Origin of the sequence: Ancylobacter terrae, assembly GCF_045108345.1 — a bacterium.
GTDB lineage: Bacteria > Pseudomonadota > Alphaproteobacteria > Rhizobiales > Xanthobacteraceae > Ancylobacter.
On record NZ_JBJGXH010000001.1, the window covers coordinates 259,408 to 281,412 of the forward strand.

At 69.3% G+C, this 22,005-nt stretch carries 22 protein-coding genes; 12 read left to right on the forward strand and 10 right to left on the reverse strand.

All coding sequences use genetic code 11. The annotated features are described in order from the left end of the window. Positions 1-10: 10 nt before the first annotated feature. Positions 11-1,042 (reverse strand): AraC family transcriptional regulator, encoded by a 1,032-nt coding sequence (locus ACEUEL_RS01225; protein WP_405701338.1) that lies wholly within the window; start codon positions 1,040-1,042, stop codon positions 11-13. Between the two features lie 213 nt (positions 1,043-1,255). Here ACEUEL_RS01225 and ACEUEL_RS01230 point away from each other — a divergent pair, with 213 nt between their 5' ends. From ACEUEL_RS01230 to ACEUEL_RS01245, 4 genes are all read left to right on the forward strand, one after another. Beyond that, a complete protein-coding gene (locus ACEUEL_RS01230) occupies positions 1,256-2,431 on the forward strand; it encodes a BKACE family enzyme (RefSeq protein ID WP_405701340.1) in 1,176 nt (391 codons plus the stop codon). Positions 2,432-2,495: 64 nt separating this feature from the next. Further along, entirely contained in the window at positions 2,496-2,885 is a 390-nt protein-coding gene (locus tag ACEUEL_RS01235; protein WP_405701342.1) for a VOC family protein, read from the forward strand. 44 nt (positions 2,886-2,929) lie between these two features. Next, entirely contained in the window at positions 2,930-3,682 is a 753-nt protein-coding gene (locus ACEUEL_RS01240; protein ID WP_405701344.1) for a carboxymuconolactone decarboxylase family protein, read from the forward strand. Continuing rightward, complete coding sequence (locus tag ACEUEL_RS01245; RefSeq protein ID WP_405701347.1) at positions 3,672-4,223, forward strand: hypothetical protein; 552 nt, start codon at positions 3,672-3,674, stop codon at positions 4,221-4,223. Before ACEUEL_RS01240 ends, ACEUEL_RS01245 begins: the two co-directional genes overlap by 11 nt. Before the next feature lie 102 nt (positions 4,224-4,325). Here the strand turns inward: ACEUEL_RS01245 and ACEUEL_RS01250 are convergent, their stop codons facing one another. Next, entirely contained in the window at positions 4,326-4,832 is a 507-nt protein-coding gene (locus ACEUEL_RS01250; protein ID WP_405701348.1) for a hypothetical protein, read from the reverse strand. Between the two features lie 183 nt (positions 4,833-5,015). On the opposite strand from ACEUEL_RS01250, the gene ACEUEL_RS01255 reads away from it, so the two are divergent. After that, positions 5,016-6,488 (forward strand): DMT family transporter, encoded by a 1,473-nt coding sequence (locus tag ACEUEL_RS01255; protein WP_405701350.1) that lies wholly within the window; start codon positions 5,016-5,018, stop codon positions 6,486-6,488. Between the two features lie 55 nt (positions 6,489-6,543). Here the strand turns inward: ACEUEL_RS01255 and ACEUEL_RS01260 are convergent, their stop codons facing one another. The 6 genes from ACEUEL_RS01260 to ACEUEL_RS01285 all read right to left on the reverse strand — a co-directional run bounded on the left by ACEUEL_RS01260 (position 6,544) and on the right by ACEUEL_RS01285 (position 12,961). Beyond that, the gene (locus ACEUEL_RS01260) at positions 6,544-8,166 is read right to left on the reverse strand and encodes a thiamine pyrophosphate-dependent enzyme (RefSeq protein WP_405701352.1); all 1,623 of its coding nucleotides are present in this window, start codon (positions 8,164-8,166) and stop codon (positions 6,544-6,546) included. Then, positions 8,163-8,936, reverse strand: coding sequence for a class II aldolase/adducin family protein (locus ACEUEL_RS01265; protein WP_405701353.1), 774 nt, complete (start codon positions 8,934-8,936; stop codon positions 8,163-8,165). Before ACEUEL_RS01265 ends, ACEUEL_RS01260 begins: the two co-directional genes overlap by 4 nt. Positions 8,937-8,950: 14 nt before the next feature. Next, complete coding sequence (locus ACEUEL_RS01270; protein WP_405701354.1) at positions 8,951-9,652, reverse strand: nitroreductase; 702 nt, start codon at positions 9,650-9,652, stop codon at positions 8,951-8,953. Continuing rightward, complete coding sequence (locus ACEUEL_RS01275; RefSeq protein WP_405701356.1) at positions 9,637-11,229, reverse strand: zinc-binding metallopeptidase family protein; 1,593 nt, start codon at positions 11,227-11,229, stop codon at positions 9,637-9,639. The genes ACEUEL_RS01270 and ACEUEL_RS01275 overlap by 16 nt, the downstream gene beginning before the upstream one ends. A gap of 2 nt (positions 11,230-11,231) precedes the next feature. Beyond that, on the reverse strand, positions 11,232-12,236 hold the full coding sequence (locus ACEUEL_RS01280; protein WP_405701358.1) for a dimethylarginine dimethylaminohydrolase family protein: 1,005 nt from the start codon (positions 12,234-12,236) through the stop codon (positions 11,232-11,234). 119 nt (positions 12,237-12,355) lie between these two features. Further along, the gene (locus tag ACEUEL_RS01285) at positions 12,356-12,961 is read right to left on the reverse strand and encodes a TetR/AcrR family transcriptional regulator (protein ID WP_405701360.1); all 606 of its coding nucleotides are present in this window, start codon (positions 12,959-12,961) and stop codon (positions 12,356-12,358) included. Between the two features lie 323 nt (positions 12,962-13,284). Between ACEUEL_RS01285 and ACEUEL_RS01290 the strand changes: the two genes are divergently transcribed. From ACEUEL_RS01290 to ACEUEL_RS01320, 7 genes are all read left to right on the forward strand, one after another. Beyond that, the gene (locus ACEUEL_RS01290; RefSeq protein ID WP_405701363.1) at positions 13,285-14,199 is read left to right on the forward strand and encodes a polysaccharide deacetylase family protein; all 915 of its coding nucleotides are present in this window, start codon (positions 13,285-13,287) and stop codon (positions 14,197-14,199) included. 111 nt (positions 14,200-14,310) lie between these two features. After that, positions 14,311-15,147, forward strand: a complete 837-nt coding sequence (locus ACEUEL_RS01295) for an ABC transporter substrate-binding protein (RefSeq protein WP_405701366.1) — start codon at positions 14,311-14,313, stop codon at positions 15,145-15,147. A 41-nt stretch (positions 15,148-15,188) separates the two neighbouring features. Beyond that, on the forward strand, positions 15,189-16,028 hold the full coding sequence (locus ACEUEL_RS01300) for an amino acid ABC transporter permease (RefSeq protein ID WP_405706507.1): 840 nt from the start codon (positions 15,189-15,191) through the stop codon (positions 16,026-16,028). After that, positions 16,025-16,816, forward strand: coding sequence for an amino acid ABC transporter ATP-binding protein (locus ACEUEL_RS01305; RefSeq protein ID WP_405701367.1), 792 nt, complete (start codon positions 16,025-16,027; stop codon positions 16,814-16,816). Before ACEUEL_RS01300 ends, ACEUEL_RS01305 begins: the two co-directional genes overlap by 4 nt. A gap of 40 nt (positions 16,817-16,856) precedes the next feature. Continuing rightward, positions 16,857-18,080 (forward strand): Zn-dependent hydrolase, encoded by a 1,224-nt coding sequence (locus tag ACEUEL_RS01310; RefSeq protein ID WP_405701369.1) that lies wholly within the window; start codon positions 16,857-16,859, stop codon positions 18,078-18,080. A 255-nt stretch (positions 18,081-18,335) separates the two neighbouring features. After that, on the forward strand, positions 18,336-19,064 hold the full coding sequence (locus tag ACEUEL_RS01315; RefSeq protein WP_405701371.1) for an isochorismatase family protein: 729 nt from the start codon (positions 18,336-18,338) through the stop codon (positions 19,062-19,064). 89 nt (positions 19,065-19,153) lie between these two features. After that, complete coding sequence (locus ACEUEL_RS01320; protein WP_405701374.1) at positions 19,154-19,429, forward strand: hypothetical protein; 276 nt, start codon at positions 19,154-19,156, stop codon at positions 19,427-19,429. 25 nt (positions 19,430-19,454) lie between these two features. Here the strand turns inward: ACEUEL_RS01320 and ACEUEL_RS01325 are convergent, their stop codons facing one another. Both ACEUEL_RS01325 and ACEUEL_RS01330 read right to left on the reverse strand, forming a co-directional pair. Continuing rightward, on the reverse strand, positions 19,455-20,408 hold the full coding sequence (locus ACEUEL_RS01325; RefSeq protein WP_405701376.1) for an ABC transporter permease: 954 nt from the start codon (positions 20,406-20,408) through the stop codon (positions 19,455-19,457). Then, the gene (locus ACEUEL_RS01330; protein WP_405701377.1) at positions 20,405-22,000 is read right to left on the reverse strand and encodes a sugar ABC transporter ATP-binding protein; all 1,596 of its coding nucleotides are present in this window, start codon (positions 21,998-22,000) and stop codon (positions 20,405-20,407) included. The genes ACEUEL_RS01325 and ACEUEL_RS01330 overlap by 4 nt, the downstream gene beginning before the upstream one ends. Positions 22,001-22,005: the final 5 nt, after the last annotated feature.

Sequence of the window (22,005 nt, forward strand, 5' to 3'; positions counted from 1 at the left end):
GCGCCGCTTGTTATTTTGCGACAATCGCGCCGGCATCGCGGACGCCTTCGCTGGGCCGCGAACGCCACGCGCGGGGCGAGGCGCCGGTCATGCGGCGGAAGGCGTTGCTGAAGGCGCTGGTATCGCCATAGCCGATCGCCGCGCCGATCTCGGTGACGCTGAGCCGCGTCGCGGTGAGCAGCCGCCGGGCCACCTCGGCACGGGTCTGGTTGAGCAGGTCGCGGAAGGTGGTCTCCTCCCGCTTCAGCGCCCGTTCGAGGAGGCGCGGATGCATCGACAGCGCGCGCGCCACCGCCGTGATGCCGGCGTCGTCGAAGAGGATGCGGGAGCGGAGCAGGCGGGCGACCTGATCCGAGACGCGCGGCATTTCGATCGCCCAGTAGTCGCGCACCCGCGCCTCCAGCAGGCGGCGTTCGGCGCCATCGGCACCGGCGACGGGGCGCTCGAGCAGGCTCGCCGGGAAGACCAGGGCGGACTGGTTCTCGTTGAACCGCACGGGGACGCCGAAGAAGCTGTGATAGGGGCGCGGGTCGGCGGGGGGCCGGCGTGCGAGCCGCACTTCCGTCGGCGCGACGCCGCTCAGCTCCCGCATCAGGTTGAAACCGACCGCGACGGCGCCGTCCTCCATGTGCTCGTAGCCGATCGCATCGCGCTGATAGACGCCATAGCCCGTCCAGACGAGATCGCCGCGCACGATCACATAGGGCGCGGCGCCCCGCACATAGCGGTGCTGGTTTTCGGCGAGGTCGAGCAGGGCGCGGCCAAGCGTCGGCGCGTTGCGCATCAGCCGGCCGACGATGCCGAGGCTCTCGCTGGCGTTGCGCTGGCCGACCAGCAGGCCGAAATGGGGGCAGCGCGCGTGCTCGGAGCCCGCCTGCATCAGCCGGCACGCGGCCGTGAACGGAATCTGCCCTTCGCGGTCGGCAAGGTCCGAAAGGGCAAGGCCGGCGTCGGCGGCGACGATCGCGGGGTCGATGCCGAAGCCGCGCAGCACGTCCGGCACATGGGTCAGGGCCCCGACGCGCTGCTGTCCCGTTGTCATCCCGGTCTCTCACCAGCTTACCGACGGCAAGATTTTCACGGCTGTCGGAAACTCGCAAGTTGGGCGCGAGCGGCGGTGCTACGTTCCTGCCGTCATCAAGAAGGTCGGCCCCGCCGGAGCCATGAACGCCTCCGCACCACCGCTCCGCCGCGAGCCGGGGGCGGGAAGTTGCGTCCGTCTCCCGCCGGATGCCGCAATCCCGAGGGGAAACGCATGTACTACACGGACGATTCCATCCTGCCCGAGAACATGGCGCCGTTGATCATCACGGCCGCACCGTTCGGGCCGCAGTGGCTTCCCGGCGACGCCGACATCCCGCTGACCTGGGACGAACAGGTGCAGGCGGCGGTCGACTGCTACAATGCCGGCGCGACCATGCTGCACGTGCATGTGCGCGACCCCGCCACCGGCCAGGGCTCGGTCAATTTCGACCAGTACAACTACTTCCTCGGTCGCCTGAGGCAGGCGGTGCCGAAGATGATCCTGCAGGTGGGCGGCTCGATCTCCTTCGCGCCGCACACGCCCGAGGCCAAGGCCAAGTGGCTCGACTACGACACGCGCCACATGCTCGCCGAACTCGATCCCAAGCCGGAATTCGTCACGATCGCGACCGGCACGACGCAGTGGGACGTGGTCTCGATGTTCGTGCCGGATGACATCAAGGGCACCCATCTCGACAACAACCCGGAGGTCCAGAAGGCCTGGTCGGGCATGTGGGTGGACGCCGGCCCGGCCTTCTATCTCGAGCATCTGAAGCGGCTGCGCGCCAACCGCATCCAGCCCTATTTCGTGCCGGGCAGCGTCCACCAGCTCGAGATCATCGAGCGGCTGATCCGCGCCGGCGTCTATATGGGGCCGATGAACCTCGCCATCGCCGGCTATGGCGGCGGCACGCTGGGCCGCAATCCGTTCGACTGGATGGAGTTCGTCCGCCGCGTCCCGCAGGGGTCGGTGCCGACCTTCTGGTCGAGCATGCGCGGGCTGATCTCGCTCTCCGCCATGGCGATCGTGCTCGGCCAGCATGTGCGCGTGGGCAACGAGGACAATCTCTGGGGGCCGGACAAGAAGCGCCGCACCTCGGTGCAGCAGGTCGAAGGCGCCGTGCGCATCTGCGAGGAGTTCGGCCGCAAGGTCGCCACGGCGGACGAGGCGCGCCAGATCCTGAAGGTCGGCGTCTGGTACGACAGCGTCGAGGAGACGCTTCGCCATCTCGGCCTGCCGCCCAACCGCCGCGATGGCGAGACGGGCTTCCTCAACTGGGAGACGGACGGCCGCAAGACCATCTCCAAGACCGGCGGCGATTCCCACCCGATGGCCTACTGCATGGTGCCGCCGGCGACCGCCAAGCTCGCCATGGAAGCCGCGGCCGCCGCGAAGGCCAAGGGCTGACCCCGCGACCGCAGCCGAGGGCGGCGCGGGCGGCGCCGCCCTTCCCCAGACAAGGGAGACAATCTTGGCGGCACGCCTGACCAATTTCGAGATCTATGGCGACGATCCGGAAGCGCTCGCCGCGTTCTATCGCGCGCTGTTCGGCTGGCCGATCGAGCGGGTGGAGGGTGTCGACTACTGGCGCATCCCGATCGATGCCGCCGCGCCGGCGCTCGCCGGCGGCGGGCTGACCCGCCCGCCGGCCTTCGGGCACACCGGCTGGATGAACTTCTTCCAGGTGGATTCGGTCGATGACGCGCTGGCGCTCACCCCGCGCCTCGGCGGCCGGGTGCTGAAGGAAAAGACCGCGGTGCCGCGCACGGCGTGGCATGCGGTGATCGCCGATCCCGCCGGCAACGCCTTCCTGATCTGGGAGCCGGACCCGCTCGCCTTTCCCCTGCCCGAGGCGGACTGAGGCGCGGCGGCGCCCCGCGCCCATCGCCTATTCCGGAGACTGTCATGGACCCATCTCGCGATGCCGGCGAACCGCTCGGCCCCTGGGACGCGGCGGCGCTCGCCCAGCTCGACGCCTGGGATCCCGCCTGGGCCCGGCAATGCCGGGCGATGAGCGCCGATCCCTGGGCCTCCGGCATCCTCTCCCCGCGGCTGGTCGAGCTGATCGCGCTGGCGGTCAGCGCCGCCTGCACCAGCCGTGACGCCGAGGGGACGCGCCGCCACATCCGGGCGGCACTCGAGGCCGGCGCGCGCCGCGACGAGATCCTCACCGTGATCAAGATGGGCTGCGTGATGGCGATCCATTCCTGCAGCCTCGCCGCGCCGATCCTGATCGAGGAGGCCGGCGCCGCCGCCCTCGCCGCTGCCGCACGGCCGGCCGGCGCGACGCCGGCCTGCGACGGCATGAAGGCGATGGGGCAGTGGAATGCGGCGTGGGACCCGTTCTTCCAGCTCGATCCGCACTGGACCGATGCGTTCATGGCGACCGGGGCCGGCATCTATGCCGGCGGGGTCTTCACGGCGACGGAGATCGAGCTGCTCAGCATCGCTTTCGATGCCTCCTTCACCCACATGTACGCGCCCGGCACGCGCCGGCACATCCGCAACGCGCTGGCGGCCGGCGCGCGTGTTGCGGAAATCATGGAGGTCTTGAAAATCTGCGTCGGGCGTGGAATCTGCGCGGCCAATATCGCGATACCTATCCTCGCCGAAGAGCTGCGCAACGTTCCGCCGCCGGGAGCCGATCATGACGCCTGAGACCCCCCATCACGGCGGCCGGCCGGCCGGCAAGACGCACGCGCTCAAGCAGCGCGCCCTCCACGAGGTGCGCAGCTTCCTGATCATGTTCGTCTATCTCTGGGTGCTGCTCAGCCTGTTCGTGCTCAACGAGACGGTGGTCTCGCGCGAGCATGGGCTCGATCTCAAGCTGCAGGGCTTCGCGCTGATCAATGCGCTGGTGCTGGCCAAGGTGATGCTGGTGGTCGAGGGCCTCGAACTGGCGCGGTGGCTGCGCAGCCGGCCGGCGATCGTGGTGATCATCTACGAGGCGGCGCTGTGCACTACCTTCTTCCTGCTCTTCCACGTGCTCGAACGGCATGTGGTGGATTATTTCCGAGGGCCCGGCGAGGCGACCCGCGAGGTGGCGATCGGCGGCGGCGGCTTCGCGGGCGTGCTGATCGTCGCGGTGATCCTGTTCGTGTCGATGCTCCCCTTCTTCGCCTTCAAGAACGTGGCGCGGGCGATCGGCCCCGACCGCATGCGGCGGGTGCTGTTCCACCGCCCGCCGCACGAGTGGTGAGGGGCGGCCGGCGATGACCCCGCCGGCCGATGCCGCCGCGCCGTGGCGGGTCGGCAAGGGCCGCAGTCGTGGTGATGCGGGCCGAAAGCGCGGGCATGGCGGTCAAGGCCACACGCAAGTGCCGGGCGCCCCGTGCCAATCCTCCAAGGTCAGTTCCCCGTCGATCGTATTCAGGATCGGCGGGTATCGGTGATATACATGTATTTTTCCGTCGGCTTCATGCCGGACGCACAGGTCGACTCCGTCTTCAAACTTGAGATATTTTTTATCGATCGACGGTATCGCCTGGTATTTTCCGATGAATACGTAAGTCTCGGTGCTTGAATTGAAGGACGCGCCCGTTTCGTGCGCGATCGTCACGCATCTCCTGCCGGCATCGTCGCAGACATACATGTGATCGTAATATTTGTTGGCGAACAGGCCGAGAAAGAACAACAGGATCGACCGCCAGATCAGCATGCCCGGCGGCTCCCGGCTGCGACGGTCGGCCGGCGTCTGCGCGTCGCGATCTCCATCGTCGGGCCGTCCGGTCGGGGGGTGACGTGCCGGCCGGGCGGGCCGGCCCGTGCCGCTGCCGCCATTCTTCCGCAGAGCGCTGCCGAGCGCCACGGATATCGGTGATCGCTCCCGCTGCGTGCCGTGTCGGCGGGCGCCCGCGCGGGCGAGGGGTCGATTGACGGGCCGCGAATTTCAGATCAAACTCCAAAAATAGAGTCTGCATCAAGTTTGTATCGCGCTGCTGGCGCGGTGCGCTGTGCCTCCTCCTTCGAGCGCGCCCGGGATCTCACCTGCATGATCGGCCGTCCCGCACCTCCTGGCTCCTGGGCGCTTGCGCTGACGGCGGGGCGGGGCGTGTTTCCGCTCGCGGTGGCGCTGGTCATGGTCGCTAACCTGCTGCTGCCCTTGCAGGACGCGCTGACCAAGATGCTGGTCGAGGGCCTGCCGGTGGCGCAGGTGCTGCTGGTGCGCAGCTTCACCGTGCTCGTTCTGGTGCTGGCGATCGGCCGGGCGCCGATGGTCTCCCGCATCATTCACTCGCGCCTGCGGCGCACCATGCTCATCCGCGCGCTGGTCATGTTCGCGGCCTGGACGACCTTCTACATCGCGATGCGCTCGCTGCCGCTGGCGCAGGCGATCACCCTCTATTTCGTCTCGCCGATCCTCGTCGCCGTGGCCTCCGGGCCGGTGCTCGGCGAGTGGCCGGGCCCGCGCCACTGGCTGGCCATCGCGGTCGGCTTCGCCGGCGTGGTGACGGCGAGCGGGCTGGTGACGTTCGAGGTCTCGACGGCCGTCGCCATCGGGCTGCTGTCCTCGGCGCTGTGGGCGGCGGCGCTGCTGATGCTGCGCTCCATGGCGAGCGAGGAGAGCAGCCTCGTGCAGGTGGCGGTGGCGAACGGCGTCTTCGTGCTGGCCGCGGCGGTGCAACTGCCCTGGCTCGGCTGGCAGGCCTCCTGGCCGCAGACCGGCGCCATGGTGCTGATCGGCGTGGTCGGCGGCTCCGGGCAGTTCGCGCTCTACGAGGCGGCCCGGCATCTGCCGGCGCATGTGCTGGCCGTTCTCGAATATGGCGGGCTGATCAGCGGATTTGCGCTCGGCTACCTGATGTTCGGCGATGTGCCGACCGCGCTGGTCACGCTCGGCGCCTGCCTGGTCATCGCCTCGGGCGTGCAGGTGGTGCTGATCGAGCATGCCCGCTCGCGCGCCACGCGCATGCCGGCGGCGGACATCGCGGCGGTGCCCGCGCTGCCGCTCGCCGCTTTCCTCCCCCCTTCGCAACAGGAGACGACCATGTCGAAGGATACCCACGACCTCGTGGTGAACTACATCGCCAAGTACCGCTTCCCGTTCCCGGGGCAGACCACCTGGCCGGACGGCTACGTGACCACGACCAATGTGCCGGAGCGCAAGTCCGCCATCCCGACCCCGGCGGGCGAGCACTATCCGGACATCGTGATCACCGACCGGACCGGCCGGGTGCGCGAGCTCGGCGAGGTCGAGATGAACATCGGCCCGGAGGCGGTGCCCTATCTCAAGGCCGGTTCGGAACTCACCGACAACGACACCCCGACGCATGTGAAGCACTTCTTCGTCTATGTGCCGGCCGGCCAGGAGGCGGTGGCGCAGAAGCTGCTGGAGGATAACGGCATTTCCTATGCCGGCGTGCGCGGCTTCACGGTGAACGCCAACGGCACGGTCAAGGTCGTGCCCTCGGTCACCAAGGGCGACCCCTACGACCACCAGGTCACCGACATCGCCGCCGCGTGACGACAAGGGCCGGGCGCTCGCGCGACCCGGCCTTTCCGGCTCCGGCGCGGCCGCGTCAGGGCTCGACGAGGTCCCAGGGGTCGGGGAATTTCGGCACCGGCACCTCGATCAGCGTCGGCCCGGTCTCGGCGACGGCCCAGGCCAGCGCCCGGCGGAAGGCGTCGATCCCCTCGGCGCGGCGCGCCTTCGCCCCGAAGCTCTCGGCGAAGCGCACGAAATCCGGGTTGGCGAGGCTGGTGGCGACGACCTTGCCGCCGTGAAGGTCTTCCTGCATCCGCCGCACATTGCCGAAGGCGCCGTCGACGAAGACGATGCCGATCGCCGCGATGGCGTGCTTCACGGCGGTGGCGAGCTCGTTGCCGGTGAAGAGGAAGCCGCCATCGCCGCAGAGGGCGACGACGGGTACGTGCGGATTGGCCGACTTCGCCCCGAGCGCGGTCGCGTAGGCGAAGCCGAGCGTGCCCTGATAGCCGGGGGTCAGCATCCGGCGGGGAGCATCGACGTCGAGCGCGGCGGTCGCGACATAGCCGATCTGGGTGTAGTCGGCGACGATGCGCGCGGCCGGGGGCAGTTCCTCGCGCAGGACGCGGATATAGGCCATCTGCGGGGCGAGGCGCTCGGTGAAGGCGTCGGCGATCTCCCGCTTCAGCGCAGCGATGGTGGGGCCGCGATCCGTGCGGTCCGGTCCGAGCGCTTCCACGGCGGCCGCGAGCGCGGCGAGGGTCAGCGGCGCATCGGCCTCGATGGCGAGGTCCGGCGCGCGGCCGAGCGCGAAGCGGGCCGGGTCGGTGTCGATGCGGATCACCTGGTGATGGGCCGGCTCGCCCCAGTTGCGGCGCGCCTCGTGGAACCGCGTGCCGACGGCGAGGACGACATCGGCCTGCGGCCACAGCCGCTGGCCCTCGGCGAAGCCGACGGCGAGCGGGTGCGTGCTCGGCAGCACGCCGCGCCCCTGCAGATGGGCGACGACCGGCGCCTCGATATGCTCGGCGAGGCGGGCGAGGGCGGCTTCCCCGCCATAGGCGCCGGAGCCGACGAGGATCAGCGGCGCCTTCGCGCCGGCCAGCAGGGCGGCGGCACGGGCGATATCGGCGTCCTGCGGGGGTTTCGCGGCGGGCGCGGCGGCCGGGCGCGCCGGCGGCAGCAGGGCGGCCGCCTTGAGCACGTCGGCGGGGAGTTCCACCGCCACCGGCGCGATGCCGGCCTTCAGTTTGGCGAAGGCGGCCTCCATCAGCGCCGGCACCTCCTCGAGGCTGCGGGCGATGCCGTTCCAGCGCGTCAGCCCCTTCACGATCGCCGTCTGGTCCGGCAGTTCGTGAAGCTCGCCGCCCCCGACGCCGATGGCCGGCGCGGCGATCTGCCCGATGATCGCGAGCACCGGCGCGCGCACGGCATAGGCGGTGGAGAGCGCGGCGGTGGTGTTGAGGAAGCCGGGGCCGGGCACGCAAGCATAGACCCCCGGCTCGCCGGTCGACTGGGCATGGCCGAGCGCCATGTAGGCGACGCCCTGCTCGTGGCGCGCATTGACGATGGTCAGCCAGTCCTGCGCGCCGTGCAGGGCGTTGAACAGGTGATCGAGCTGGATGCCGGGCACGCCGTAGAGCGTGGTGACACCATTGGCCTTGAGGGCGGCGACGACGGCCTCGCCGCCGGTCTGAAGCGTGGCGGGGTCGGTCATGAGCGGTAATCCGGCTGGTCGCGGTCGAGCTTGCGGCGGAAGGCCTGCCAGGGCAGCCAGCCCTTGTTGATCTCGCCGGCGAACTGCCGGGCGGTGCGCTCCACCACCTGCGTCGGCGGCATGGACAGCGGCACGCCGGTCGACTGCGCGGCGATCTGCAGCCGGCAGGACTGTTCGAGGTAATACATCCAGTAGAACGCCTCGGCGACGGTGGCGCCGACGGTGAGCAGGCCGTGGTTGCGCAGGATCAGCGCGTGCTTGTCGCCGAGATCGCGCACCAGCCGCTCGCGCTCGCTCAAATTGTCGTCGGCGGCGATCCCTTCATAGTCGTGGATGCCGACCTCGCCGTGGAACTCGATGCTCATCTGGTTGAGCGGCAGGAGCCCGCCTTCCTGCGCCGCGACCGCCATGCCGGCGAGCGTATGGGTGTGCATGACGCAGGCGGCGTCCGCGCGCTCGCGGTGCACCGCCGAATGGATCACGAAACCGGCCGGGTTGACCGGCCAGGAGGTCGCCTGCGTCGGTTCGCCATCGGCATCGACCAGCACCAGCGAACTCGCGGTGATCTCCTCGAACAGCAGGCCATAGGGGTTGACGAGGAAGCGATGGCCCTCGCCCGGCACCCGCACGGACAGGTGGGTGAAGACGGTGTCGGACATGCCGAACAGGGCGATCAGCCGGTAGGCGGCAGCGAGATCCTCGCGCAGTTCCTGCTCGCTCGGCTCATAGCCGGGCGGGGGTGGCACGGGAGGCTGCGAGGGGATGGGCATGGCGGGCTCCGGCGTCAACGGATGGAATAGGAGGCGAGCGGATCGTCCCGCTCGGTGCGGGCGACATTCTCCGGGTGGGCGGGGTCGGCATAGCCGATGGCGATGCCGCACACGAGGGCGAGGTCGGGCGGCGCGTCGAGCGCCTGCTTCACGGTGGCCTCGAACAGCGCCCAATCCGCCTGCGGGCAGCTGTCGAGCCCGGCCTCGCGCAGGAGCAGCAGCACGGTCTGGAGATAGATGCCGATGTCGAGCCACTGATAGGGGGTCGAGCGGCGCTCCATGAACAACAGCACCCCGGTCGGCGCGCCGAAGAACTGGAAGTTCTGGTCGATCCACGCCTTGCGCGCCACGGCGTCGTTACGGTCGATGCCGAGCGCGCCATAGAGGATCTCGCCATTGCGCCGGCGCCGCGCGAGATAGGCCGGCTTCATCGGGTCGGGGTAGAAGTCCGGCGCGCCCGGCTCGCCGTCCGGTATTTCTTTGAGCGTGTCGCGCATCAGCGCCTTGAGGGCGGCGATCTCCGGGCCGTCGACGAGGCGCACCACCCAGGGCTGGAGATTGCCGCTCGACGGCGCGCGGGCGGCGCGGCGCAGAATGTCCTCGACCGTGGCGCGTTCGACCGGCCGGTCGAGGAAGGCGCGCACCGCGGCGCGGCGGTCCACCGCGTCCGACACGCTCAATGCGGGCCGGCCGCCCTCCATCAGGGCACGCTCCATTCGCGGCCGCGCGGCGTGTCGACATATTCCGGCCAGCGATAGCCGATCGGCGCCGCGAAATCCGGCGGCAGCAGCGGCGCCACCCATTTGCTCCCGCCCACGCCGCCGCCGGTGCGCTCGCGGAACTCGGCCTGTATCGCGGCGAGCGCGTCGGGGCGGGTCATCAGGTCGAGGAGGGTGGTGGCGATCACCTGCGCCGCCTTGCTCCACATCGGATCGATGCAGGCCGGCACGCCGCCCATGGCGTTGCGGGTCCACTCCGGATAGCGATGGCCGGGTGCGGCGGGCTGGAGGGTCGGGCGGGCGACATAGAGGCGGACGGTCGGCGCGTGCCACGTGTAATCGACATAGTCGTCGGCGGCGTAGTTGAGCTGCCAGGCGGGAAGCTGGGCACGGAACGCCTCCTCCGCCTCCCAGGGCGGGGTCAGCTTCTGCAGGCCGGCGAGGAACGGCTCGTCCATCGGCGCGAGCCCGAGCCCCTCCTGAAGCTGGCGGGCGAAGGTCTTTGCCTCCTCCGACCAGACCGGGGCGCCGAGCTTCTCGAAATTGGCGAAGGTGAGCGCCGCCATCGCCTTGTTGGGCAATCCGGCGCGGGTCTTGGTGATCCACGCCTTCTCCACCGTGCAGTGCGTCATCGCGGCGATGTGGTCGGCATTGCGGTCCAGCACCGCGAAGGCGGCCTCGCACATGGCCAGCGTCGGCGCGCGCATCGAATACTGGATCTGGCCGATGCCGGGGGCGATGTTGTCCGCCGCCGCCTGACCGGCGATGGGGATGAACTCGTTCAGCGTCCATGAGCCGGAATGCGGCAGCATGGATTCCTTCATCATCTTCGAGTTGGTGTACATCAGGCACACCGCGTCGATGGCGCCGGGGGCTCGCGCCATGGCGTGCACATGGCTGACCGTGCCGCCGGCCGCCTCGTTCTGCCAGGTCTCCGGGTTGGCGCACTCGAAGGTGTAGATGCGGCTCCAATAGGGGGCGCTGGTGGTCTCCCAGAAGCAGCCATTGGTGAGCGCCGGGAAGGAATGCGGGTGGAAGCTGAAGGCCGCGTCCAGCCCGTCGTAATAGCCATGCGCGGCATGCACCGGCTTGGCGCCGCACATCTTTTCTGCCGGCTCGCCGAAATAGACCAGCGTGCCGCCGATGCCATGCTGTTCCATCGCGTGCTTGGCGGCGAGGAAGCCGGCGAAGGAGCCGATGCCCAGCGCCGAATGCGGGTCCGTGTGGCCGGCGGCGTGGCGGCTCACGCCCTCGCGCGGGGCGCGATAGGGCACCGGCGCCTGCGCCTGGCCCGGCACGGCATCGTACTCGGCGTAGCCCGCGATCACCGGTCCCGGTCCGTTCGACCAGCGCGCGCGGAAGGCGGTCGGCATGCCGGCGGTGCCGCGCTCGACCGTGAAGCCCTCCGCTTCCAGTCGGTCCATGTACCAGGCCGAGGATCGGTATTCCCGCCAGGACGGCTCGTGCAGGTTCCAGATCGTCATGTGGTCGGCGGAGAAGGCCGCATGACGCTCGGCGAGGAAGGCGAGGGCGCCGGCCTGCGCCGGGCTCCAGTCGGGCGTGCCGTCGCTCATGGTCAGATCTCGTCGCGGATCAGCGGCGCGGTCGAGCAGTGCAGGCCGCCGCCGCCGGAGATCATCTTGTCGTAGGGCACGGTGATGACGTCGACGCCGTGCAGGGCGAGCCGGTCCCGCGTGTAGCCGGACACGCCGTCCGGCATCAGCACGCGATAGGGCGCGACGGCGAGCGAGTTGATGATGGCGCCGTCATCCTCGTGATGGAGTTCGACGAGACGGATGCCGAGCGCGGTCAGCCGCTCGATGAACCAGAACGGCAGCAGGGTGAAATTGGCGAGGGCGAGGTCGGGGCCGATCATCACGAACAGGCCGTCGATGTGCAGACGGTAGCCGGTGAGCGGCACCTTGATCAGCTCGACGCCCTGCGAGCGCAGCACCTCCTCGATCTGCCGTGCGCCCTCCTCGTTGGTGCGCGAGGACACGCCGGTGGCGGCGATGTTCGGGGCGAGCCAGCAGAAGCTGCCGCCCTCGGCGACGCCGGTGCCCGAGATGGTGCGCAGGATCGGGCAGCCGATCTTCGCCAGCGTGCGGGTGGCGGGCAGTTCCTCGCCGCGGCGGATGCGCGGGCCGAGGCGCATCACCATCGCGCCGCCGCCGATGCCCACCACCGCGTCGCGGGTATAGCAGGTCTTCATGCGGCCGGGCGCGGCTTCGTCGATGAACACGACCTCGACGCCCTCCGCCCGCAGCGCGGCGACATAGCCGTCGTGCTGGGCCTGCATGGCCGCGAGATCGGGCGGCTCGTCGCCGCGCCAGTACCAGCCGGCCTGGGTGTCGCCGAAGGCGTTGTTGTCGAGGCGCCGGGCGGGATCGACGACGTTCACCTCGTGGCCGGGGCGGTGCATGAGCACGACGCGCAAGCGGCCGACATCGTTGGTGCAGCCCCATTTGCGGCCCCACCAGCGGCGCTGCTGCTCCTCGTCCTCGAAGGCCGGCTCGGCCTCGGAGGGGAACTGCTTGATCAGCTGGTTGTAACGCCACTCATTCTCGGTGATCGCGCCCACGGCAGGCTCCGGACTTGCTGGATCTCGCGCATCGCAACGATGCTCGCGGGCAAGCCTAGGAGCGGGTCCACCGCGTTGCAACAATAATTTGGAGTCCACTCCAAATTATTGCCGGCCGCTCAGCCGACCGCGGCGGTGGCGGCCAGCTCGGGTTCGGGCACCCGCACCATGTTGCGCAGGATCAGGTCGATATGGGCCGCACCCTTGCTCAGCATCTCCTCGACCGTGCCGCTCGAACTCGACACGAAATTGCTGAAGATGAAGGTAGTTATGCCGACGATGAGCTCGGACAGCAGGATCGGGTCGACGTTCGGGTCGAGCCGCCCGCGCTGCTGGTAGGTGCGGATCAGCCGGATGTAGTGCCGCTTGATCAGCGTGTTCAGCCGTGCGCCGGTGCGGCTGGCGCGCCCTTCCGGCTCGATATGCTGGGCCGACATGATCACCCGCCAGGATTCCCGCGAGAGGTGGCGCATGGCCTGCTCCGCCAGCAGGCGCTCGAAGGCCAGCATGCCGGCGACCGGATCGTCGGGCAGGTTGCGGATGAAGCTGCGGCGCTCGGGCAGGGCGGCGTGGACGTGCCGCATCGCCAGTTCCATCAGCAGGTTCGGCTTGGTGGCGAAATAATTGTAGACGGTCGCGGGTGCGACGGAGGCCTTCTCGGCGATCGTCTCGATGCGCGTCGCCTCGTAGCCCTTCTGGCTGAACAGGTGTTCCGCAGCGTCCAAAACTTGTTCAGCCCTGCGCCGCTTGTGCTTCTCTCTTAGCCTGCCGCCCGCCATCGCCAACCTCTTCCCTCATTTCCCGTCGCTTTTAGCCGAACCGGCGGCCGAGTGCGCTATATACTCTGCTCTAAAAATAGAGTTGACGATAAAATTTTCTCTTCGAATTATAGCGGACATCGGCACCGCAACCATCGCCAACGCACTTCGGTGCCAGCGGGGCTCGAATGTCGATGGCCGGGAGCCGGGTGGCGTTCGGTCGGTGCGGTTCGGCAGCGTATCCCGATGACCGGCGACGCACGCTGCCGTCTGATCCCTGAGAGAGACGCATGTTGCAGCTGATCGACAATCCGCCCCCGTGGCCCAATGACGCGCGCTGCGCCGTGTGCTTCTCCTTCGACTTCGACGCCGAAAGCCTGCTCCACCTCTACTACCCCGAGGATGCGACCCGGCGGATCAGCCTGTCGTCCTCGCTGCGCTACGGCGCGCGGGTCGCCGTCCCGCGCATCGCCCGCATCTGGAAGCATTTCGGCATCCGCCAGACCGTGTTCGTGCCGGGCTGGTGCATCGAGACCTACCCCGCCGCGATCGAGGCGCTGCTCGCCGACGGACACGAGCTCGGCCATCACGGCTGGCTGCACGAGCGCCCCAACCAGCTCTCGCGCGACGACGAGCGCGCCGTGCTGGAGCGCGGCATGGCGGCGATCGAGAAGGTCACCGGCAAGCCGCCGGTGGGCTATCGCTGCCCGTCGGGAGCCTTTTCCGAGCACACGCTCGACCTCCTGATCGAGCACGGCTTCACCTATGACGCCTCGCTGCCGGGCGACGACATTCCCTACCTGCTCGAAGGCAAGGGCGGCCGGCTGATCGAGCTGCCGTCCGACCACACGCTCGACGACTGGCCGCAATATGTGAACCTCAAGGAATTCAACATGGGCATGACGATCCAGTCGCCGGCGCGGGCGATGGACGTCTTCCGGGCGGAGTTCGACGCCGCCTGGAACCATGGCGGGGTGTGGGCGGCGATCTGGCACCCGTTCGTGTCGGGCCGCCTCGCCCGCGCCGAGGCGATGGTCGAGCTCATCGAGTACATGCAGGCCAAGGGTGGCGTCTGGTTCGCCACGCTGGCCGAGATGGCCGCCCATATCGACGGCCTTGTCGCGCGGGGTGAATGGGCCCCGCCCGTCGAACGCCTGCCGTTCTGGCCCGAGCCCGTGCCGCAACTCGCGCGGGCGAGCCGCTGACGTTTTCCGCCGCTGACGTTTTCCGCCGCCGACACTTTTCCGCCGCCGACGCCTTCCGCCCCAAAACCTTCCAGGGCCCGGCAGGGCCCGATCAGAAAACAGGGAACCTCGATGCTCACCAAGACGATCCTTCCGGTACTCGCGACCCTCGGCCTCATCGGTCAGCTGGGCGTCGCCTCCGCCCAGACGCTCCCGCCCGAAATCGAAAAGTCGAAGGTGGTGAACATCGCCATCGAAGCGGCTTACCCGCCGCTCGAAATGCGCAACACGGCCGGCGAACTGGAGGGGTTCGACATCGACCTCTCCCGCGCCATGGGCAAGGTGCTCGGCGTGAAGATCGAGCACCATGACGGCTCCTTCGAGCAGATGACGCCCTCGCTGCAGTCGGGCCGCGTCAACATGATCATGAGCGGCTTCTACGACACGCCCAAGCGCCGCGCGATCTTCGACTTCATCGACTACCTCAAGGCCGGCGCGCAGTTCTATTCGCTCGCCAGCAACAAGGAGGTGCAGAAGCTCGAGGACCTGTGCGGCAAGACCGTCTCCAGCGTGCGCGGCACCTCCTATCCGGATGTCATCAAGGCGTTCTCGGACAAGATCTGCGTCGGCAAGGAGCCGATCACGGTCATCCTCGACACCAATCTCGGCCAGCAGATCACCAATATGAAGACCGGCCGCACCGTCGCCGGCGTGCAGGGCCTCGAAGCCGTCCCGACCATCGTCCAGACCGAGCCGGGCACCTTCATGATCCTCGGCGAGCCGATCTCCGCGGCGCTGATGGGCATGGCCTTCAACAAGGACGCGGAAGGCACGATGCTGCGCGACGCCTTCCAGTACGCGCTCAAGAAGGTCATCGCCGACGGCACCTACGCCGAGCTCATCAAGAAGTGGAAGCTCGACATCTCCACCTACACCGACGCCACCATCAACGCCGGACCGCAGCCGTGAGCCTTTCGTCCCACGCCGATACCGCGCGCGGGGGACCCAGCATGGCGGAGGAGCTCGATATCGCGCGCCTCCGCCATGTCCGGCGTCCGCGCTACGGGAGGATCGCCTCGGTCGCGGCGATCCTCGTCCTCGCCTTCTTGCTCGTGCGCGCCTTCGCCAACGGCAAGATCGACTGGGCGACGACGTGGGAATTCCTGTTCTGGCCCACCATCCTGTGGGGGCTGTTCAATACGGTGTGGATGTCCATCGTCTGCATGGCGGTGGGCCTCGTCATCGGCCTCGCCTGCGCGGTGGCGGAGAGCTCCTCCAACCCGGTGCTGCGCGGGGCGGCGATATTCTACGCCTGGTTCTTCCGCGGGGCGCCGGTCATCCTGCAACTGCTAATCTGGTTCAACCTCGCGCTGGTGTTTCCCACCATCGGCATTCCCGGCCTGTTCGAATACAAGACGGTGGTGATCATCACGCCGGCGGTGGCGACCATACTGAGCCTCGGGCTCAACCTCGGCGCCTATGTGTCGGAGATCATCCGCTCGGGCATGCTGGGCGTCGATCGCGGCCAGTACGAAGCCGCCAAGGCGATGGGCATGACCAACGGCACGGCGCTCCGGCGGATCATCCTGCCGCAGGCGATGCGCATCGTGGTGCCCCCGCTCGGGAACGAATTCATCGGCCTCGTCAAGATGACGGCGCTCGCCTCGATCATCGGCTTCGGCGACATCGTGCGCAGCGCCCAGGACATCTATTACTCCAATGCCAAGGTCATCGAACTGCTCATGGTGCCCACCTTCTGGTTCCTCGTCGTGGTGACCATCCTCACCGTGCTGCAGCGCATGCTGGAGCGGCGCTTCGGCCGCGGCTTCGGCACCGGGGGCGCCCGATGAAGGTCGGCTCCCCCGGCGCCACGCCCATGGTTTCCGCGGTGCGTGTGGGCAAGAAATTCGGCGGGCATCACGCCCTCGCCGATGTGACGATGGACGTCATGCCCGGCGAGGTGGTCTGCATCATCGGCCCGTCCGGGTCGGGCAAGACCACCTTCCTGCGCTGCATCAACCAGCTGGAGACGTTCGACAGCGGCGGCCTCTGGCTGGACGGCGAACTGCTCGGCTACCGCCGCGTGGGCGATGCCCTGCGCGCGCTGAGCGACAAGGAGATCGCGCGCCAGCGCCGCAAGACCGGGATGGTGTTCCAGCGCTTCAACCTGTTCCCGCACATGACCGCGCTCGAGAACGTCACCGAGGGGCCGGTGCAGGTGCTCGGCCGCCGGCGCGAGGAGGCGCATGACGCGGCCATGCTGCTGCTCGACAAGGTGGGGCTGGCGCACAAGGCGGATGCATATCCCTCCCACCTCTCGGGCGGCCAGCAGCAGCGCATCGCCATCGCCCGCGCGCTCGCCATGCAGCCCAAGCTCATGCTGTTCGACGAGCCGACCTCCGCGCTCGATCCGGAACTGGTGGGCGAGGTGCTCGGCGTCATGCGCGATCTCGCGGCGAGCGGCATGACCATGATTGTCGTCACCCACGAGCTTGGCTTCGCCCGCGACGTCGGCGACCGGGTGGTGTTCATGGACCAGGGGCGCGTGGTGGAATCCGGCGAGGCCAAGGCGCTGATGAGCAATCCGGTCGAGGTGCGCACGCGCAACTTCCTGAAGACGGTGCTGACGCGGGAGTAGGGGCCGACGACCCTTCCCGCGAACATGACGGGTGCGCGCGATGCCGAATCTGAAGATCGACGGGGACCGCCTCTGGGACACGCTGATGGAGACGGCCCGCTTCGGCGGGACGCCGGACGGCGGCGTGCGCCGCCTCGCCCTCAGCGAGGAGGACCGGCAGGTGCGCGACTGGCTGCACGCGGCCTGCACGGCGCTCGGCTGCACGGTGACGGTCGACGAGCTCGGCAACATGTTCGCGCTCCGGCCCGGGAGCGACCCCGATGCGACGCCCGTCGCCATGGGCAGCCATCTCGACACCCAGCCGACGGGCGGCAAGTTCGACGGCGTGCTCGGCGTGCTGGCGGGGCTCGAAGTGCTGCGCACGCTCGACGCGGCCGGCTATGTCACCCGCCGCCCGCTCATGCTGGTCAACTGGACCAATGAGGAGGGCTCGCGCTTCGCGCCGGCGATGATGGCGGCGGGCGCGCATGCCGGGGTGTTCACCGCCGACTACATCAACAGCCGCACCGATGGCGAGGGCATCAGCTTCGGCGCGGCGCTGGAGGCCATCGGCTATCGCGGCACGGTGCCGCTCGGCGCGACCCGGCTCGGCGCCATGTTCGAGCTGCACATCGAGCAGGGGCCGGTGCTGGAGGCGGAGGACCGCACCATCGGCATCGTCACCGGCGTGCAGGGCATGCGCTGGTACGATCTCGTGGTCGAGGGCTGCGCCGCCCATGCCGGCACGACGCCGATGGCGCTGCGGCGCGACGCGCTGTGCGCGGCGGCCCGCGTGGTGCTCGAGGCCCGGCGCCTCGCCCTCGCCCATGGCGCGCTGGCCACGGTCGGCGAGATCGGCGTCGTCGCCGCCTCGCGCAATGTGGTGCCGGGCGAGGTGCGGCTGACGCTCGACGTGCGGCATCCGGAGGTGGCGGTGCTGGACGCGGTCGAGGCCGCCATGACGGACTACCTGTCGGGCGTGGACTTCCACGACACGCCGGCGCGGATGACGCGCATCTGGGACAGCCCGCCGGTGGTCTTCGACGCCGGCTGCATCGCGGCGGTCGCGGCCGGGGCGGCGGCGGAAGGCTTTGCCGCGCGCGAGATCGTCTCGGGCGCCGGTCATGATGCCGTCTATGCGGCGCGGGTCATGCCGACCGCGATGATCTTCATCCCCTGCAAGGACGGGCTGAGCCACAATCCGGCCGAAAGCGCGACCCCGGAGCACTGCGCCGCCGGCGCGCAGACCCTGCTCAACGCCGTCGTCGCCTACGCGGACCGGTAGCTACGCGGCCGCGGGACGGCGCGCGGGAGCGTGGCCCGAAACAAGGCAACTACGGCGTCGATCGCCTGCCCCGATCCGCTACTGTTCGCCCCGGCTGCCCGACATGCAGCCGGCCGGCGGAAGCGGGTTGCTCGCGGCGTGACCGGATCACGCGACCGGCAGGGATTCGCGGATCGCCCGGCATGACGCGGCTGCCACCCGCCGCAGCTCTGTTCCGGTCGCCGATCCTCGTCCAGCCCGCTTGGAGACCGTGCCATGAAGCCCGACTATTCCCCCCGCTCCGCCGAACTCTACGCCGACACCGCGACCCCCGTGCTGCCGACGGTCGACATGGTGCTCGACCTGACGCGCACCGCGCTGGTGGTGATCGATCCGCAGGTCGATGTGATGAGCCCGCAGGGCAAGGCCTGGCCGGCGGTCGGCGAGAGCGTCACCGAGAACAATCTGGTGCCCAATCTCGTCGAGCTGTTCGCGGCGGCGAAGAAGGCCGGCATCGTCGTGGCGGTGTCGCCGCACTATTATTACGGCTGGGATCATCACTGGCGCTGCCAGGCGCCGCTGGAGAAATTCCAGCATGATGTCGGCGCCTTCGACCGCCGGGGTCCGTATACGGTGGAAGGTTTCCGGGCGTCCGGCGCGGACTTCATGGAGGAGTTCAAGCCCTATATCGAGGACGGCAAGACCATCATCTGTTCGCCGCACAAGCTCTATGGGCCGCAGGCGAACGACCTGAAGCTGCAGCTCGGCAAGCAGGGCATCAACCAGGTGATCCTCGCCGGCATGCTGGCCAATATGTGCGTGGAATCGCACATGCGCGACCTGCTGGAAGCCGGCTTCGAGGTGGCCGTGGTGCGCGACGCGGTCGCCGCGCCGAAGCTGCCCGACGGCGACGGCTACCTCGCCGCGCTCATCAATTTCCGTTTCATGGCCAACGCCATCTGGACCACGGACGAGACCGTGCGGCGGCTGACGGGCGCGGGGTAAGGCCGGAACGTCGTCCCGCCACGTGCGTTCTCCGTCGACACGGCGGGCCGGTGCCCCGCTCGTCCGCCGATTGCCGGAGGAACGCCCCCATGAGCCATCCCAACGACATGAGCCATCCCAACGACATCCTGCCGTCCGCCGCCGACAGCCTGGGCGAGGATGCCCGCGCCCTCAGCCGCAAGGTGGAGGAAACAGCCGCGGCGGTCGAGAGCCTCGCCACGGCGCTCGCGGAGCGCGGCGCGCAGGCCTACCGCAGCGGCAACGAGACGGTTGCCACCCATGTGCCCGCGCTCCCGGGCCTCGCGGTCGCGGCCGCCGTGGGCTTCATGGCGGGCTGCATCTGGATGGCGCAGGACCGACCGTGAGGCGGCCCACCGGGCGCTGGCGGCCTCAGCGCCCGCGGCTGTTCAGCGAGACCGCGAGGATGATGATCACGCCCTTGATCACTTCCTGGATGCTGGTCGACAGGCCGAGCACGAGCAGGCCGAACCCCAATATGCCGATGAAGATGGCGCCGATCACCGAGCCGAGGATGGAGCCGTATCCGCCGAAAAGGCTGGTGCCGCCGATGATCACCGCCGCGATCACGTCGAGCTCCAGCCCGGAGCCGAGGCTCGGATTGCCGGCGGTGGAGCGGGCGGCCAGCATCATGCCGGCGAGCGCGGCGGTCATGCCCGAGATCATGAAGGCGGCGATCCGGGTCTCGTCGGTCCGCACCCCCGAGAAGCGGGCCGCCACCGGATTGCCGCCCGTGGCGAAGACCCGGCGCCCGAACGCCATGTGGTGCAGCACGTAATAGCCGATGAGCGTCAGCACGATGGTCCACACGATCGGCGCCTGGATCCCGGCCAGGCTGCCGTTCCACAGAAGGTCCGAATAGGTGTCGTCGATGATCGACACCGGCCGCGTGCCGGTGACGGTCAGGGCGAGGCCGGAGAAGATCGAGAGCATGCCGAGCGTCACCAGGAAGGACGGGATGCGCAGCTTGGTGACCAGCACGCCGGAGGTGGCGCCGATCAGCGCGCCCATGGCCAGCACCAGAGCGATGGCGAGATAGGTCGGCAGCTCGCGCTCCAGCAGCAGCGCCACCGCCATCCCCGAGAAGCTCGCGACCGACCCGACCGACAGGTCGATCTCGCCGCAGATGATCACGAAGGTCATGCCGATCGCCATGACCGACACGATGGCGGTGATGCGCAGGATCGCCTCGGCGGTGGTGAGCGAGGCGAAATTGGGCGCGAAGGCGATGAAGTAAAGGGTGATCAGCAGGAAGATCACATAGGTGATGCGCTCGCGCGCGATCTGCAGCAGGCGGCGGGGCAGGGGCAGGGCGGGTGTCGTCATGCGGAAAGCCTTTGTGCGGTGCCGGCCTGCGGCCGCCTGGCGGCATCGATCTGGAGCGCCGCGCGCAGGGCGGCCTCGTCCTCGACGCGGCTCATCTCGCGCGTGAGCCGGCCATTGGCCATCACCAGCACGCGGTCGGAAAGGTCGATCAGCTCCTCGAGCTCCGAGGAGATCAGCAGGACGCCGACGCCGGCCTGCCCGGCGGTGCGGCGCACCAATTCGCGCATGTCGCGCTTGGCGTTGATGTCGACGCCGGAGGTCGGCTCGTCGAGGATCAGCAGCGTCGGGCTCGTCGCCAGCCATTTGGCGAACACGATCTTCTGCTGGTTGCCGCCGGACAGCTCGCTGGCGGCCTGGGCGGGGCCCCGGCACAGCAGGCTGAGATCGCGGCGGTAATGCGCGAACAGGTCGAGGATGCGCCGGACCGCGACCGGGCCTAGCGGGCCGCCGGCGGTGAAGCGGGAGAGGCTGGGCAAAGCGAGGTTGTCCGCCAGCGACAGGCCGGTGACCAGTCCTTCGAGGCGCCGGTCCTCGGGCACCAAGCCGATGCCGGCGGCGACGGCGCGTGCCGGATCGCCGAGGGTCAGCGGCCGCCCGGCGACCCGCACCGTGCCGCGCGCATCGGGCAGCAGGCCGAACAGCGCCTTGGCGAGGGTCGACCGGCCGCTGCCGACGAGGCCGCCCAGCCCGACGATCTCGCCGGCGGCGACGGAGAAGGACAGGGCCTCCAGCTTGCGGCCGGTGGACAGGTTCTCGACGACCAGCGCCGGCGGCGCGGCCGGCCGTACGGGTGCCGGGGCGGCGGGGACCCGCGTCGCCGGAGCGTCCTCGCGCGGCTTGGACATCAGCTCGGCAATGGTCTCGATGGAGGTCGAGCGGGGATCGAGCGGGCCGACCAGACGGCCGTCCTTGATGATGGAGATGCGGTCGGAGAGGCGCAGCACATCCGCCATGCGGTGGCTGATATAGACGATGCCCATGCCCTCGGCGGTCAGGCGGCCGATGGTCTCGAACAGCGTGTCCTCCTCGCGGATGGTGAGCGAGGAGGTCGGCTCGTCCATGATCAGCAGCTTGGCGCCGCGGGAGATCGCCTTGAGGATCTCGACCATCTGGCGCTGGGCGAAGCCGAGGGTGCCGAGGCGCGCGGCGGGATCGAGGCCGAAGCCGAAGCGCTCGATCAGCGCTCCCGCCTCCCGGCGCATGCGGCGGTCGTCGATCCGCCGGCCGAAGCCGCGCGGCTCGCGCAGCACGAACAGGTTCTCGGCGACCGTCAGGTTCGGCAGCACGCTGAGTTCCTGGAACACCATGGCGATGCCGCGTTCCAGCCGCTCGCGCAGCGCCAGCGCCGTCACGTCCTCGCCGTCGAGCCGCACCCGGCCCTGGTCGGGCCGGTGCACGCCCATGAGGATCTTCATCAGGGTCGACTTGCCGGCGCCGTTCTCGCCGAGCAGCGCATGCACCTCGCCGGCGCGCACGTCGAAGGACACGTCCGTCAGCACCCGGTTGGCGCCGAACGACTTGCCGATCCCGTCCATGCCGACGACCTGCCGGGCCGTTCCGCCGGCCGCGGCGCTGTGGGTTGGTTCGCTCAACGCCT